The organism is Paenibacillus sp. FSL R5-0701 (genome assembly GCF_037973995.1).
Lineage (GTDB): Bacteria > Bacillota > Bacilli > Paenibacillales > Paenibacillaceae > Paenibacillus.
In genome coordinates this window covers 5315319-5329779 of the sequence record NZ_CP150230.1, presented here as the reverse complement: position 1 = coordinate 5329779, position 14461 = coordinate 5315319, and the positions used below count along the sequence as shown (strand labels likewise).

General features: G+C 48.2%; 12 protein-coding genes. 9 read left to right on the top strand and 3 right to left on the bottom strand.

Annotation, left to right across the window (positions count from 1 at the left end; translation table 11 throughout):
- Positions 1-92: 92 nt before the first annotated feature.
- A complete protein-coding gene (locus tag MKZ13_RS23560) occupies positions 93-878 on the bottom strand; it encodes an AraC family transcriptional regulator (RefSeq protein WP_339178673.1) in 786 nt (261 codons plus the stop codon).
- Positions 879-897: 19 nt separating this feature from the next.
- Entirely contained in the window at positions 898-1479 is a 582-nt protein-coding gene (locus tag MKZ13_RS23555) for a LysE family transporter (RefSeq protein ID WP_221824677.1), read from the bottom strand.
- Between the two features lie 206 nt (positions 1480-1685).
- Here MKZ13_RS23555 and MKZ13_RS23550 point away from each other — a divergent pair, with 206 nt between their 5' ends.
- From MKZ13_RS23550 to mmsB, 6 genes are all read left to right on the top strand, one after another.
- Positions 1686-2693 carry a substrate-binding domain-containing protein gene (locus MKZ13_RS23550; protein ID WP_124116413.1) on the top strand — a complete coding sequence of 336 codons (1008 nt, stop codon included), beginning with the start codon at positions 1686-1688 and terminating at the stop codon, positions 2691-2693.
- Positions 2694-2784: 91 nt separating this feature from the next.
- Entirely contained in the window at positions 2785-4653 is a 1869-nt protein-coding gene (locus tag MKZ13_RS23545; protein WP_339178670.1) for a sensor histidine kinase, read from the top strand.
- A gap of 56 nt (positions 4654-4709) precedes the next feature.
- A complete protein-coding gene (locus MKZ13_RS23540) occupies positions 4710-5960 on the top strand; it encodes a response regulator (protein ID WP_339185442.1) in 1251 nt (416 codons plus the stop codon).
- A gap of 316 nt (positions 5961-6276) precedes the next feature.
- A complete protein-coding gene (gene chvE, locus MKZ13_RS23535) occupies positions 6277-7362 on the top strand; it encodes a multiple monosaccharide ABC transporter substrate-binding protein (RefSeq protein ID WP_339178668.1) in 1086 nt (361 codons plus the stop codon).
- A gap of 21 nt (positions 7363-7383) precedes the next feature.
- Positions 7384-8949, top strand: a complete 1566-nt coding sequence (gene mmsA / locus MKZ13_RS23530) for a multiple monosaccharide ABC transporter ATP-binding protein (RefSeq protein ID WP_133385831.1) — start codon at positions 7384-7386, stop codon at positions 8947-8949.
- Entirely contained in the window at positions 8918-10081 is a 1164-nt protein-coding gene (mmsB, locus tag MKZ13_RS23525; RefSeq protein WP_339178666.1) for a multiple monosaccharide ABC transporter permease, read from the top strand. The genes mmsA and mmsB overlap by 32 nt, the downstream gene beginning before the upstream one ends.
- 69 nt (positions 10082-10150) lie before the next feature.
- Here mmsB and mgtE read toward each other — a convergent pair whose 3' ends face one another.
- Positions 10151-11521, bottom strand: coding sequence for a magnesium transporter (gene mgtE / locus MKZ13_RS23520; RefSeq protein WP_339178663.1), 1371 nt, complete (start codon positions 11519-11521; stop codon positions 10151-10153).
- Positions 11522-11712: 191 nt separating this feature from the next.
- Here mgtE and MKZ13_RS23515 point away from each other — a divergent pair, with 191 nt between their 5' ends.
- The 3 genes from MKZ13_RS23515 (at position 11713) to MKZ13_RS23505 (ending at position 14460) form a co-directional block, all read left to right on the top strand.
- The gene (locus MKZ13_RS23515; RefSeq protein ID WP_339185441.1) at positions 11713-12417 is read left to right on the top strand and encodes a DNA alkylation repair protein; all 705 of its coding nucleotides are present in this window, start codon (positions 11713-11715) and stop codon (positions 12415-12417) included.
- 42 nt (positions 12418-12459) lie between these two features.
- On the top strand, positions 12460-13014 hold the full coding sequence (locus tag MKZ13_RS23510) for a methylated-DNA--[protein]-cysteine S-methyltransferase (RefSeq protein ID WP_221824667.1): 555 nt from the start codon (positions 12460-12462) through the stop codon (positions 13012-13014).
- A 219-nt stretch (positions 13015-13233) separates the two neighbouring features.
- Positions 13234-14460 carry an amidohydrolase gene (locus MKZ13_RS23505; RefSeq protein WP_339185440.1) on the top strand — a complete coding sequence of 409 codons (1227 nt, stop codon included), beginning with the start codon at positions 13234-13236 and terminating at the stop codon, positions 14458-14460.
- Position 14461: the final 1 nt, after the last annotated feature.

Below are 14461 nucleotides of genomic sequence, written 5' to 3'. Positions count from 1 at the left end.
TTCCCTTTATAAAAAGGGATCAAAAAAATCTGGGGATAACAGCGATCAGAAGGTTATTCTGTCATCGGAGTGGTCAATGTATATTCTTTAGTTCATTTTTTATAGTTCAGCTGCAACATGTATTCATAAGCTGTGACACCAAATACCCGTTTGAAATGTCGGTTCAGATGGGTCAGATCAACGAATCCGCAATCGGCAACAGCAGCATAGACGTCCTTGTGTGTTTCGATGGATTGACGGGCACGCTCTACTTTGCAGTTTAAGAAAAACTGGTAGGGGGATATGCCTGCATGTGCCTTGAATTCACGGATAATTTGAAACTTGGACATGCCAAATTCGGAGCTTAGGTTGTCCAGCTTGAGCACATCTTCAGTGCTGCAAAACATGATTTCCTTGGCTTTGCGGACCAGATTGTCCTGAGGCAACCAGAGCTTGGTGTCCATCTCCTTCTGAGCCAGCAGGTGAACCAGATCGAAGACCCGTTCGCTGCACTCGGCTTCGTCCTGTCTGAGTTGAACGGCGTCGTTCAGCATCAGGATCTTACGTGCAAGCTCGGGATCATAGACGATGGGACTTCCAAAACGCAATTCCTTTTTGCCTATAATCTCCTCTACCAAATCCGGCTTCAAATACAGCATCACATAGTCAATGCCAGCCTTATCATAGGAACTTCCATCATGGGACTGTTCACGGTTGAACAACATGACACCATTTTGGTGAGACGCCTGATATTGTCCGTCCAGGTTGTATTGTTGAATGCCACGCAGGGTTACGCCAACCGCATACTCTTCATGGCAATGTTTTTTGTATGCAAAATCAGTAAAGCTGGCGGATAGTGCCAGCACGTCTTGCGACTTTTTATAGTTAAACCGTTCCATGCAGCACACCTCCCAAGCTTTAGATTAATCCGGATACTATAATGGCTGAGTATAACAAAAAAAGGGCCATGAGAATACTTAGTATTTTCTGGTGGCGATTCAGCAACGTTTTGAAAACCGTGCCAAAAACAACCCAACTGGAATAGGCCAGGAATCCAATGAAGGTAATTAACACCACGAACAGGAACGAAGAAAATGAACTTTGATAAAAGGGCAATACATAACTTGGAATGACAGTGAAAGTAAACAAGACTACCTTTGGATTCACAAATTGCATGATGAAACCGTTCCAAAATCCGGTAACTTGTTTTGGTGCATCCTCCGTGGTACCCATCTTGTAGATCTGGTACGCCAGATACACCATGTACAGGCCGCCGACAATCTGCATCACCTTCAGAATTCCGGGCAACACTCCCGCAAGAAGCTGATTAAGAAAAGCTGAAGCGGTAAGCAGCAGACCAAATGCCAGCGTAGCTCCCCACACATATTGCATCGTTTGACGTGCCCCAACATGTTGTACGGAAGAAAGAATTACGATATTGCTGGGGCCGGGGGTGAATGTAACGACGATGCAGTAGATTAAAAAAGATGCAAGATTCATAGTGATGATGCTCTCCTCAGGTTGTAGTTTAGTTCCATGATCATACGTCTAGAGGGAGAAACCATATAGTACATTATTGCAGCAGGTACACCGTTAGCAACAGGAGCTTCCTTTTAAAAGATAAGGGGGAGTTTTCTTTTTGAATGATTGCGTTTACAATTTAAACGAAGTACAAGGTGATCAGACAACTTGAGGAAGTGAACGGAATGAAAAAAATGTTGCTTGTTTACATTTTGCTAATCTCAGCATTTGCGTTGTATGTGTTGAGATTCGAATACACCAGTCAGGTAAACAGTTCTTGGGAGGACCGGGGGCTGCGCGGTGATATCGGAGAGACGTATATCATGATTACATTCCAGTCCGGGCTGGAGTATTGGAAGAGCCCGCTCAAAGGCTTCGAGGATGCCGCGGATGCGCTTGGCGTGACCGTAGAATATCGCGGGGCTACCCGGTATGATGCGAAGGAGCAGACCATGGTAATCGAGCAGGCTATCGCTCGTAAACCCGCAGGCATTGCTATATCTGCAATCGATCCTCAATCGTTAGTTCCAGCGATTAACAAGGCAATCGACGCAGATATCCCTGTTGTATTATTTGACGCGGATGCACCCGATAGCCAGGCCTATTCTTTTCTTGGGACAGATAATTACAAGTCGGGTGTAATGGCTGCCGATAAAATGGCTGAACTGCTGGGTCGTGAGGGAGAGGTCGCGGTATTAACCTTGCCCGGACAACAAAATCATGAAGAGCGCACGAAGGGCTTCCGCGATACGATCAAGGAGAGATACCCTTCCATGCAGATTGTTGAAGTTGCAGACGGACACGGCGATGCGATGGTATCCAGAGACGAAACACAGAGAATGATGAAGGAACATCCCGAGCTGGCGGGTATTTTTGTGACTGAAGCTACCGGAGGGGCAGGAGCGGGGGAAGCCGTTCAAACTGCCGGGGACAGACATCCGTTGCAGATTATTTCGTTTGATACAAATAAGGCTACATTGGATATGATCAAGAACGGTACGATCTCAGCTACAATTGCACAGGGAACCTGGAATATGGGATATTGGTCACTCCAATATCTGTTCCATCTACATCACCAGTTAACGGTTCCTGCCCCATCTTCATCCGGTGAAAATGCACCGCTTCCCGTGATGGTGGACACAGGCATCTCTGTGGTGACACGCTCGGATGTGGATGATTACTATGCCAAATAACAAGGAGGATTTTAAGAGTCCAGGGCATTGGAGCAGGAGAGCGATTCTCTCAACTTTCAGGAACGGGATTCGGCGTTTACGCTTGCGTAATATGCCCCTTCGCTACCAGCTGATGCTGCTTTTTCTGCTATTCGCCATTGTACCTTCCGTAGGACTTGGGTTGCTTGTGAACTGGACGGTGGAGCGGGTAGTTGAGCGACAGGTTGAAGGGCATACCATGCAACTGATTGGCAAAGTGAATGAAGCTCTGAACAGCAAAATGGAGAATTTGCAAAATATGACCTATCTGATTGCATTTGACCCGGATATTGATGGTTTTATGAACGACAAAATGCCACCGAATGATGATGCAGGCATCGAATCGATGGACATGGACACAATTACCGAAACACAGCAAAATCGGTTATATGGCATCAAACAAACCTTGCAGGGGTTCACAACATTGTATCCTGAAATCGCCGGGATCGTTCTCGTCAATGCAAGTGGTGACTATATTAGCAACGAGATGTATCCCCGAGCGGAACAGAGCCTGATCCAGGAAAATTGGTACCAAAAAGCTTCGGCCAATCCGGGCATCTTCATGGTATTGGGTCAGCCGAAAGACCGTAATCTCACGACACATGTACGGTACAAGGATGATGAGATTGTATCGGTTGCACGCTCCATAACGGATGAAGCGTCAGGACGTGTGCGGGGCGTTATTATGATTGATCTTAAACTAAGGTCCGTCTCTCAGGCTGCCCGTAATGTAACCTTGGGGAAATCCGGTTATGTGATGGTGACGGATGCAGAAGGTCAAAGTGTATACAAGCCGGAGCACCCGCTAATAGAACACATTCCCACAGACTGGTTCCCCTCCGGTGAGAGTGGAACATTTACCGCCGATACAGAAGGTGGAACGTTATTATTCATGTATCAGTCGTCTACCTTTACGGGTTGGAGAACGGTAGGGGTATTTCCCACAAGAGACTCGATATCCGAAGTACGCCAAATCCAGTTTTACGTGGTTAGCTTTGTATTTGTGGTGTGTTTGTTTGGCCTGAGCGCCTCTTTATGGTTCTCCCGTTCCATTGCTCAGCCCATTTTTCGGCTCATGTCCTACATGCGCAGGGCGGAGACCGGCAATCTCAGACCAGGCCGCTGGAGTGATCGCGCTGACGAGATTGGCATGCTTGGCAACAGTTATAACCGAATGCTGGCACAGATTCGAGAACTGATATCACTTAATGAATTGCGGGAGCGGCAGAAGCGTGACGCTGAGATGCGAAGTTTGCAGGAGCATATCAAACCACACTTTTTGTACAATACCCTGGATACGATTCATTGGATGGCACGCAAAGAGGGTGCAGAAGATGTATCCGGCATGGTAGGCGCGTTATCTCGATTATTTCGCATAGGGCTTAGTAAAGGACAGGATTACATTCCGCTGCATTCCGAGATTGAGCATATGACCAGCTATCTGCAAATTCAGCAGACACGATACCGCGATCGTCTTCAGTATACATTGAATATTCCAGAGGATCTGCGGAACCTTTTTGTGTTAAAGCTGCTGCTTCAGCCCCTAATAGAGAATGCAATCTATCATGGAATCAAGGGCAGACGTGGGCCGGGACACATTCGGGTGGAGGCCAGATTGGAACATAACAGACTGCTGCTGACCGTTCAGGATAATGGAGCAGGAATGTCCAACGAACGGCTTGCCGAGATGCAACAGCTGCTCGAAGCTCCTTTGGCCAGTTTGGAAGCGTCTTCGCCTGGGATGACAGGCAAAAGTTATGGAATGTTGAATGTGCAGGCCCGTCTCCGGCTGTCCTTTGGTGACGAGTACGGTATTGTGCTGGAGAGCCAGGAAGGTGAAGGAACGAGTGTGACCATCATTCATCCGTTGATGCGGGAGCTCCCACCAACCAAGCAAATCAATAACGAAGAGAGGCAGGAGAGTGAATGGGAAAATTCATGAAGTCGACCGTGACAACTTCCACTGAAACAGATGAGACACCCGCTTCAGCCACGGTAATGGAGATTACGCAGGATAGCGATGTGGCGAAGAAATACCGCGTGCTCATCGCTGATGATGAACCGATCATTCGTGAGGGGATTCGAGATGCCATTGACTGGGCAACGCTTGGGATGGAGGTTGTTGGTGAAGCGGAAGATGGCGAGGAAGCGCTGGAACGGGCGGCTGACTTGGGTGTGGATATTGTTCTCGTTGATATGAATATGCCATTCCTGAACGGTATCGAACTAATCCGTGCCCTTCAGCAGAAGTGCCCGGGCTGTCGTTACCTGATCATCTCGGGACATGATGAATTTGCATATGCGCAGGAGGCGGTTCGTCTTGGCGTAGAGGATTACATCTTGAAGCCTGTGCAAGCAGAACAATTATATGCTGCACTTGAGCGATTGCATCAGCGACTTACTGAAGAGCACCAGAGGACGGCATATGTACAACAGGCAGCTCATCAGATTGAACGTAATATCCCGTTGCTTCGCCAGCGATTTATGCTGGAGTGGCTGGAGGGGCAGGCTGAAGGAAGGGATCTGACGGAGCAGCTTGTGTTTTTACGGCTGCCCGCCGTCCCACCTGTGCAGATCGGGGTCGTACGCTGGCCTGCCGCTGAAGCTCGTCAGACGATACTGAGAGAGAATGATCGTCAGTTGTTTCTGTTTGCAGTGGAAAATATAATTAGTGAACTGCTGGGGGACGTGCCACATGTCCTGTTTCGGGACGTAAGCGGCTTGATCGGCATGTGTCTGTGGCAGGAAGCTCCTGAAGAAATAGAGTCTCTATTGGAACAACAGATCAGTTCTTGCCTGAATATTGCCATTCATGCTCATGTGGCGACACATGCAGGGACACTGGAAGAAACGCCTGATACGTACCGTCATTGCCGTGAACGGGTTTACGGGGAAGTGCAGTTGTCGCCTCTGGTGCGCAGGGCAAGACAACTTATTCACGAAGAGTATGCCGATCGGGAACTGACGCTGGAATCGCTCGCTTCCCGTCTACAAGTATCTGCTGTATATCTTAGTCGTGTGCTGAAGAAAGAGCTGAATGATTCCTTTGTCACGCTTGTCACGCATGCTCGCATTCGCAAGGCTATACAGCTGTTGGACTCAACAACACTGCCGATCCACACCATAGCTGAGCGTGTAGGTTATGATACCCAGCATTATTTCAGCACTGCGTTTAAGAAAACAATGGGCATTTCACCAGTGCAGTATCGAAAGAACGGGGGGACAGCTTATCATCCTTCCGCGAATTAAATATCGCATTACAGTTGTTCATTCAGACGTGTGATAAATGAGATGGATATGTTCTACTTCGTGTGAAGCGAAGTGGAGCATGTCTTTTTTTGATTCTGGTATGGTTTCTCATGGGTCACACTTGTATTTTAAGCGTTTCCATCAAAAGTTGAATTTTTATAAAAAAGGTTCAAAACGTGCAAAGACCTTGCGGCATCTCGAATGCTACCATTAGTCTCAGACAGGAACAGCAAGCAACAGGATGCACTACATGTATTGTAAGCGTTATCTTATAACTCATTCAGAACCGTATGACGTGAGGAAAGGGGAACTTCATATGAAAAAAGGAGCAATGCTCATCTGGCTTCTGGTGATGACCTTGATGCTCTCGGCCTGCAATCTGGCAGAGAGTGGTCCAGGCAGCAAAGACAAGGGATATGTCGGTATATCGATGCCAACCAAATCATCAGAACGATGGGTGGGAGACGGGGAGAACATGGTCCGTCTGTTTCAAGAGCAGGGGTATAAGACCGATCTTCAGTATGCTGAGGATGTGGTCGAGAATCAGATTTCACAGATTGAAAACATGATCACCAAAGGTGTGGATGTGATGGTGATTGCGTCCGTGGATGGCAACACACTAACGGATGTAATCCAGAAGGCGCATGATGAAGGGATACAAGTGATCTCGTATGATCGGCTCATTCGCAATACGCCTTACTTGACCTATTACGCCACGTTCGACAACTTTAAGGTGGGTGTGCTTCAAGCTTCCTACATTAAACAAAAGCTCGGGCTCAAGGAAGGAAAGGGACCATATAACATTGAGCTGTTTGGGGGCTCTCCGGATGATAATAATGCCTATTTCTTCTTCGATGGTGCGATATCTGTGCTGAAGCCGTACATCGATTCCGGCAAACTGGTGGTACGCAGCAAGCAGATGACGATGGCCCAGATTGCGACCTTGCGCTGGGACGGGGCACTGGCCCAGTCACGGATGGATAACCTGCTGAGTGCGTATTACTCGGGTGATAATCTGGATGCAGTATTATCTCCTTATGATGGAATCAGTATTGGTATCATCTCATCCTTGAAAGGGATTGGTTACGGTACTTCGAACAAACCGCTGCCCGTTATTACAGGACAGGATGCCGAACTTGCCTCGATCAAGTCCATTGTGGCCGGGGAACAGACGCAGACGGTGTTCAAGGATACACGGAAGCTAGCGGAGAAGACGGTAGAGATGGCTAATAGTATTCTGCAAGGAAAACAGGCGGAAGTTAATGATACAACATCATATAACAACGGAATTGAAGTTGTTCCGGCGTATCTCTTGGATCCCATCTCGGTGGACCGTACAAATGTGGAGCAGGATATCGTTGGTACACAGTATTACACGAAGGAAGAAATCGGACTGAAATAATAAATGAAAGGAGCACATCCCATGGCCGGAATCATTCTGGAAATGAAAAACATCACCAAAACCTTTCCTGGCGTCAAAGCGCTGGAAAATGTCAATCTGAAAGTCCGTGAAGGCGAAATTCATTCCATATGCGGTGAAAATGGTGCAGGTAAATCTACGTTGATGAAGGTACTGAGTGGTGTATATCCACATGGCACGTATGAAGGCGACATTTTATTTCAGGGCAAAAAGTGTGAGTTCAAGGATATTAAGCAGAGCGAGGATCTGGGGATCGTCATTATCCATCAGGAGTTGGCCCTGATTCCCTACCTTTCGATTGCGGAAAATATATATCTGGGCAATGAGCGTGCGAGCAGAGGAATTGTCAACTGGAAGGAAACTTTTGTAGGTACACGGGAACTGCTCTCGAAGGTGGGACTGAGCGAAAATCCAAACACGCTGGTATCCAGCATCGGGGTAGGCAAGCAGCAACTGGTCGAAATTGCGAAAGCGCTCTCCAAAAAGGTGCGGCTGCTTATTCTGGATGAGCCAACCGCTGCGTTGAACGAGGACGACAGTGAAAACCTGCTGCAATTGATGCTGGAATTCAAGAAACAGGGCATCGCCTGTATCCTGATCTCACACAAGCTGAATGAGGTATCCAAGGTATCCGATTCCGTGACCATTTTACGGGATGGCAAGACGATTGAGACGTTGGATATGAAGAAGGAAAAAGTGACGGAGGACCGGATTATTAGCGGAATGGTAGGACGTGATCTCACCAGCCGTTATCCGGAGCGTCATGCCACCATAGGTGAAGTTATCCTTGAGGTAAAGGACTGGACGGTATATCACGAACATCATGCCGAGCGGAAAGTACTGGATCAGATCCATATGAATATCAGACGTGGTGAGATTGTAGGTATTGCCGGGCTGATGGGCGCTGGGCGTACCGAGCTTGCCATGAGTATCTTTGGCAAATCCTATGGCCGGAATATTTCGGGTCAACTCATTAAGAATGGTAAACCGATCCACAACAATACTGTCACAGAGGCTATTCAGAACGGTTTTGCTTATGTGACAGAAGACCGCAAGGAATACGGACTCATTCTGATGGATGACATCAAGCGCAATATTTCCTTGACGGGTCTGAGCAAGCTGACGCGAAACGCAGTAGTGAACGAGCGTGAAGAAGTACTGGTAGCAGAAAAGATGAAGAAAAGCATGAACATCAAAGCACCAAGTATTTTGCAGAAGACCGGTAATCTGAGTGGAGGCAACCAGCAAAAAGTGGTGCTCAGCAAATGGATTTTTGCCGGACCAGATATTCTTATCCTGGATGAACCTACCCGCGGTATTGATGTGGGAGCAAAATTCGAAATCTATACGATCATTCATCGGCTTGCTGCTGAAGGCAAGGGTGTACTGGTAATCTCATCCGAGCTTCCGGAGGTTCTTGGCCTGTGTGACCGGATCTATGTGATGAATGCCGGACGAATCACCGGTGAAGTCAGCCGGGAGCAAGCATCGCAGGAAACGTTGATGAGATATATGACCAAGTCTGGAGGCGGCAAGCATGGAAATGATAACAAAACTGTTCAAAAATAATATCCGTCAATACGGCATGATTATTGCCTTGGTAGTGATTATGCTTTTGTTCGAGGTACTTACAGGCGGGCTGTTGCTCAAGCCGATTAATATTACAAATTTGATTTTGCAGAACAGTTACATTTTGGTGCTGGCGATCGGAATGGTGCTGGTCATTATTACCGGGCATATTGACCTGTCTGTTGGTTCCATTGCAGCCTTTGTTGGTGCCGTTTCCGCGATTATGATGGTTGATTGGCAGCTTCCGGCTTGGCTTGCGGTCATCGCTTCCTTGCTGGTTGGCGCTTTGATCGGTGCATGGCAAGGCTTCTGGATCGCCTATGTGCGAATTCCGGCATTTATCGTGACGCTGGCAGGGATGTTGCTGTTCCGCGGCTTGACGATGATCGTGCTGGAGGGGCAGTCCATCTCTCCTTTTCCGGGTGGATTCCAGAAAATAAGCTCGGGCTTCCTGGCAGACATTCAATTCTCAGGTTTCGGTCTGGTATCCATTATTGTGGGTCTTGTGCTCACCGTCTGGTACATCGTTAATGAACTGCGGGAACGCCGCTCCCAGCGAAAATATGGATTTGAGGTCGTGTCACAGGGACTGTTTTTGCTCAAGTTGATTGTGGTGGCTGTTGTGACAAATCTGTTTACGTTTGTACTCGCAAGTTATGCAGGTATTCCGAATATCCTGGTCCTGCTGTTTGTCTTGATCGTTGTGTACTCCTTCGTAATGAATCGAACTGTCATGGGACGGCATGTGTATGCGCTTGGAGGTAATGAGAAGGCCGCAGGGCTGTCCGGGGTCAAAACAAAAAAGGTAACCTTCTGGGTTTTCGTAAACATGGGTACACTTGCGGCGGTATCCGGGTTGATCTTCGCCGCACGTCTGAATGCAGCTACGCCAAGAGCGGGTACCAACTTCGAGCTGGATGCCATTGCGGCCTGCTTCATCGGTGGTGCTTCCGCTTCAGGGGGCATAGGTACGGTATTTGGTGCCATCATCGGTGGTTTGGTTATGGGTGTGCTGAATAACGGGATGTCCTTGATTGGTCTCGGTATTGACTGGCAACAGGGAATTAAGGGATTGGTACTACTGCTCGCTGTAGCGTTTGATATCTATAATAAAAATAAAAGATCAGCGTAACACTTGGTAAAATGAAAAAACAGACCTTGATCTCAGGATCAGGTCTGTTTTGCTGTATGCCCAACTTAGTTACATCAAGGCATCGAGGAAACGTGTGGCGATTCCAAAATAGATAAACAGGGACAAGATATCATTCAATGTGGTGATTAACGGGCCAGAGGCAACAGCCGGGTCGACTTTGAAACGGCTAAGCAGAAGCGGGATGCATGTACCGGTCAGTGTACCAATGACAAGAGTGAGGAACAGAGATACCCCAATAATGGCGCCCAGCAGCCAGTCCCCTTGCCAGAAATAAGCGATGACAGTAATCAGCAATCCACATACCAAGCCAATCATTATGCCTACCTTGATCTCCCGACCAATCAGTGCGAGTACGGTGGCTTTGTCGAGTTTGCGTCCGATCAGTCCGCGTACCACAACAGCCAGAGACTGCGTTCCTGTGTTACCGGTCATACCTGCGATCATCGGCATGAAGAATGCCAATGCCACAACCTGATTGAGTGTATCTTCGAAAAAATCCACGATACTTCCCGAGATTAATCCAATCAAGAGAAGCAATATGAGCCAGGGAAGCCTGCGTCTGACGGCCACAAGTGGTTTGGTATCAAAGTCGATATCCTTGCTGCCGCCCCCCATCTTGGCCAAATCTTCACTGGCTTCATCCATAATAATATCGATGACATCATCCATCTGAATGATACCGCATAACCTGTGATTTTCATCCACCACCGGAAGTGCAATAAACTCATAACGCTGTAGAAGCTGTGCTGCTTCTTCCTGGTCCATATCTACCGTTGCATGGATCACCCGCCGGGTCATCAGTTCTTCAACCTGGGTCTTATCGTCAGCCAAGGCAAGAGATCGATAACTCACAACACCGACCAGTTTGCCTTCATTATCGGTCACATAGAGGTAACTGGAGGGGGAGATATGCATGGTGCCTTGCGATTGCCGTAGGGCTTCCTTTGCTGTCTCGTGGGAGAGCAGGGTCCGGTACCGATCTGTCATGATGCGTCCTGCCGTCTCCGGCGGGTAATTAAGCACGGATCGGATAATGGCAGAGTGATCCAGATTCATGTTGGACAGCAATTCTTCTCTGCGTTTGGCGGGTAAATCGTGCATGAACCGAATCAGATCACTTTTGTCCATCTGCTGCATGACTTCAAGTGTTCGTTCCGGCCCAAGTCGTTCAAACAGTTGAATCTGTTCGTGCAGCTTCAAGGTCTCGGCGAGATCCGCCAGAGCATCGGGTTTGAACAGGAGCAGAAACCGATTGGTTTCTTCTTCAGGGAACTTTTTATATACAAGTGAGAGGTCGTAGGGATGCAGTTCTTTCACCAATTTATAGAAATCGGGAAGGTTCCGGGATTGTACATGTTGCACGAGTTGTTCGGTGATCTCCTCCACGGAGAAATCTTTCTTGGTATGAGGTCCGTTCATATCGACACTCCTTTCTAAACGGTCAGCTTCATATTTTTAAACGAAATGGGTTGGCGGTTAAACAAAATCGAGAAAAAGAGAATATCCAAAATGGATATTGTAATCTTGCTCAAACATTCGATATGGGCTTACAAACAGCCGCTGCAAGGATATACTTGTTGTACAGCAACAGACGAGGAGGACATGCGCTAGTGGAAGTAGATATCAGAACACAATTGCTCAGCATGGTTGAGCCGGAGTATCAGAAATTCTCGGCTGCACTTATTCCCAACATCACGAATGTACTAGGTGTCAGGTTGCCAGCCTTACGAAAAATTGCCAAGCAACTTGCCGCCGGGGACTGGCGCACGTATCTGGAAACGGCAGAGGATGAATATTTTGAAGAAGTGATGTTGCAAGCGATGGTCATTGGACATGTACAGGCTGATCTGGACGAACTGTTAAAGGCTATTGAAACATTTGTACCCAAGATTGACAACTGGTCGGTGTGTGACAGCTTCTGTGCGGGACTGAAATATACGAAGGTTCATTCGGAGCCCATGTGGGCGTTCTTGCAGCCCTATCTGAGATCAGATCAGGAATATGAAATCCGGTTTGGTGTGGTAATGCTGTTGAATTTTTATCTGAATGAGCGATATATCGATCAGGTTCTATCCGCATTGGATCAGATTAGGCACGAGGCGTATTATGTCAAAATGGCAGTTGCTTGGGCCATCTCAATGGCTTATGTGAAACAACCTGAGGTGACTATGCGTTATCTGAACCATAATAGCCTGGACGATTTTACGTATAATAAGGCACTTCAGAAAATAACGGAATCTTATCGCGTTGATCCGGAGAGCAAGCAGATCATCCGCAGTATGAAACGTAAGGTGAAGAGGCAGGTTACCTCTTAGTCCTAACTTGAAGCATTCCACCGGGGAGAGGGCGATAAACGAATGAGAAATAAGTTGATGTACACCACGATGCAGTTGGACGGTCGTCCATGGGTGCTGCTCGCTACGGAACAGGGATTGTGCCGAGTGGTTATGCCCAACGAAACATTGGAAGATTGGAACGGCTGGATACAGAAAGTTGCACCTGGCGTGGAACTGGAAGAGAACGAGGATGCTCTGAAACAAACAGGTATGATGAACTGGTTGCAGTCCTATTTTGCAGGAGAGCCCATGACTTATACAGAAGCGATCCCACTGGACTTGATCGGAACGAACTTCCAGCAGGAGGTATGGAGAGAGTTAGGGCGTGTGCCTTACGGTGAAATTCGGACCTATGGTGACATTGCCGCTGCGATTGGAAGACCTTCGGCTGTGCGAGCGGTTGGTGCTGCAAATGGAGCCAATCCAATTCCGGTTCTGCTACCGTGCCACCGCATTATTGGGGCTAATCGCAAGCTGACCGGGTTCCGGGGAGGCCTGGAGATGAAGCGCAGACTGCTGGATATCGAACAGATTGAAGGCGTGACCGATGGAGGGCATGCGAGGTTTCATTTCTAATAGACTCGCGTAATCAAGAAGATTAAGGCGATTATAGAGGGCAGGCACATATTGTGCCTGTTTTTTGCATGTATGTAAGGTAGCGTAATGCAAACGTTCCGCATATAGAACACCAACCTTTTACGTATTTTTGCCCGGTGAAACCGTATGGTACCATGGATCATAGATCAATTGGTATCCGGGGGACGTAATGCCGGGTAAGGAAAGAGGGACGACATGATGAAGCAGGCTTATTGGTTAACAAACGTGACTGTGGAGCGGAGTTATATTCGGGAAGGGCAACAGGTGACGGGGACACGGACAAGCCCCGCTCATCTGCGGATTGAAGATGGAGTGATTGCGGATATTGTGGAAGGAAACAACCCGCTGTCTAGCGATCTACCACAAGTAGATGCCAAGGGACTTCTGCTGTTACCTTCGTTCGAGGAGGCACATATTCATCTGGATAAAACCTACTACGATGGGCCGTGGACAGCCGTTAAACGTATCTCCAGTATTTTCGAACGTATTGAAGAAGAGAAGGTTCTGTTGCCCAAGCTGCTACCAGATGCCCAGCGTCAAGCGGAGAGTATTCTGACCTTGATCCAGGGATACGGCTCCACTCATGTACGTAGTCATTGTAATATAGAACCCGTCAGTGGATTGAAAAGACTGGAAGCGACAAGGCAGGCTCTGGAATCATTTTCGGGTAAAATCTCTTCGGAGATCGTGGCTTTTCCGCAACATGGACTGCTTCGCTCGAATTTAGTGGAGCTTATGGCCCAAGCTATGCAGGAAGGTGCAACGCATGTGGGCGGTCTTGATCCTCATACGGTGGATGAACAGATTGAGAAATCATTGAACGCCATGGTTGAACTGGCTGTTCAGCACCAGGCGGGTATAGACATACATCTGCATGATGGAGGGCAGGCCGGCACACAAACGCTGCTGGAACTGGCTAATCTGACCGAAGCAGCAGGGCTTCAGGGTAAAGTTACCGTGAGTCATGCGTTCTGGTTCGCCCGCGCAGAGCAGCAGGAAGCAGAAGATATGGCGCAGCGAATGGCTTCGCTCGGGATGAGCATTGCTTCCACGGTGCCCATGGGCAGAACGATGATGCCTCTTCCCATGCTCCACCGTATGGGCGTGAACGTGAAGCTGGCAACAGACAGCCTGACGGATCATTGGTCTCCTTTTGGCAATGGAGATCTGTTAGAGAAAGCAGGACGCTTCGCAGAACTGTACGGATATTGTGACGAATTGTCCTTGTCTCAATCTTTGGCATGGGTAACAGGTGGTATTACACCGCTGGATTCACAAGGGGAACAAGTCTGGCCGAAGGTAGGCGACACCGCGAGTTTTGTATTGGTGCATGCAAGTTGTTCGGCGGAAGCCGTTGCACGGCGATCTGCGCGGCAGGCCGTATGGTACAAGGGGCAATTGGTCAGCGGATCGACATCGGATTGAG

Coding starts and splice junctions, on each gene's coding strand:
- MKZ13_RS23560 (WP_339178673.1), bottom strand. CDS start 878: ATGGAACGGTTTAACTATAAAAAGTCGCAAGACGTGCTGGCACTATCC.
- MKZ13_RS23555 (WP_221824677.1), bottom strand. CDS start 1,479: ATGAATCTTGCATCTTTTTTAATCTACTGCATCGTCGTTACATTCACC.
- MKZ13_RS23550 (WP_124116413.1), top strand. CDS start 1,686: ATGAAAAAAATGTTGCTTGTTTACATTTTGCTAATCTCAGCATTTGCG.
- MKZ13_RS23545 (WP_339178670.1), top strand. CDS start 2,785: ATGCCCCTTCGCTACCAGCTGATGCTGCTTTTTCTGCTATTCGCCATT.
- MKZ13_RS23540 (WP_339185442.1), top strand. CDS start 4,710: ATGGAGATTACGCAGGATAGCGATGTGGCGAAGAAATACCGCGTGCTC.
- chvE (WP_339178668.1), top strand. CDS start 6,277: ATGAAAAAAGGAGCAATGCTCATCTGGCTTCTGGTGATGACCTTGATG.
- mmsA (WP_133385831.1), top strand. CDS start 7,384: ATGGCCGGAATCATTCTGGAAATGAAAAACATCACCAAAACCTTTCCT.
- mmsB (WP_339178666.1), top strand. CDS start 8,918: ATGGAAATGATAACAAAACTGTTCAAAAATAATATCCGTCAATACGGC.
- mgtE (WP_339178663.1), bottom strand. CDS start 11,521: ATGAACGGACCTCATACCAAGAAAGATTTCTCCGTGGAGGAGATCACC.
- MKZ13_RS23510 (WP_221824667.1), top strand. CDS start 12,460: ATGAGAAATAAGTTGATGTACACCACGATGCAGTTGGACGGTCGTCCA.
- MKZ13_RS23505 (WP_339185440.1), top strand. CDS start 13,234: ATGAAGCAGGCTTATTGGTTAACAAACGTGACTGTGGAGCGGAGTTAT.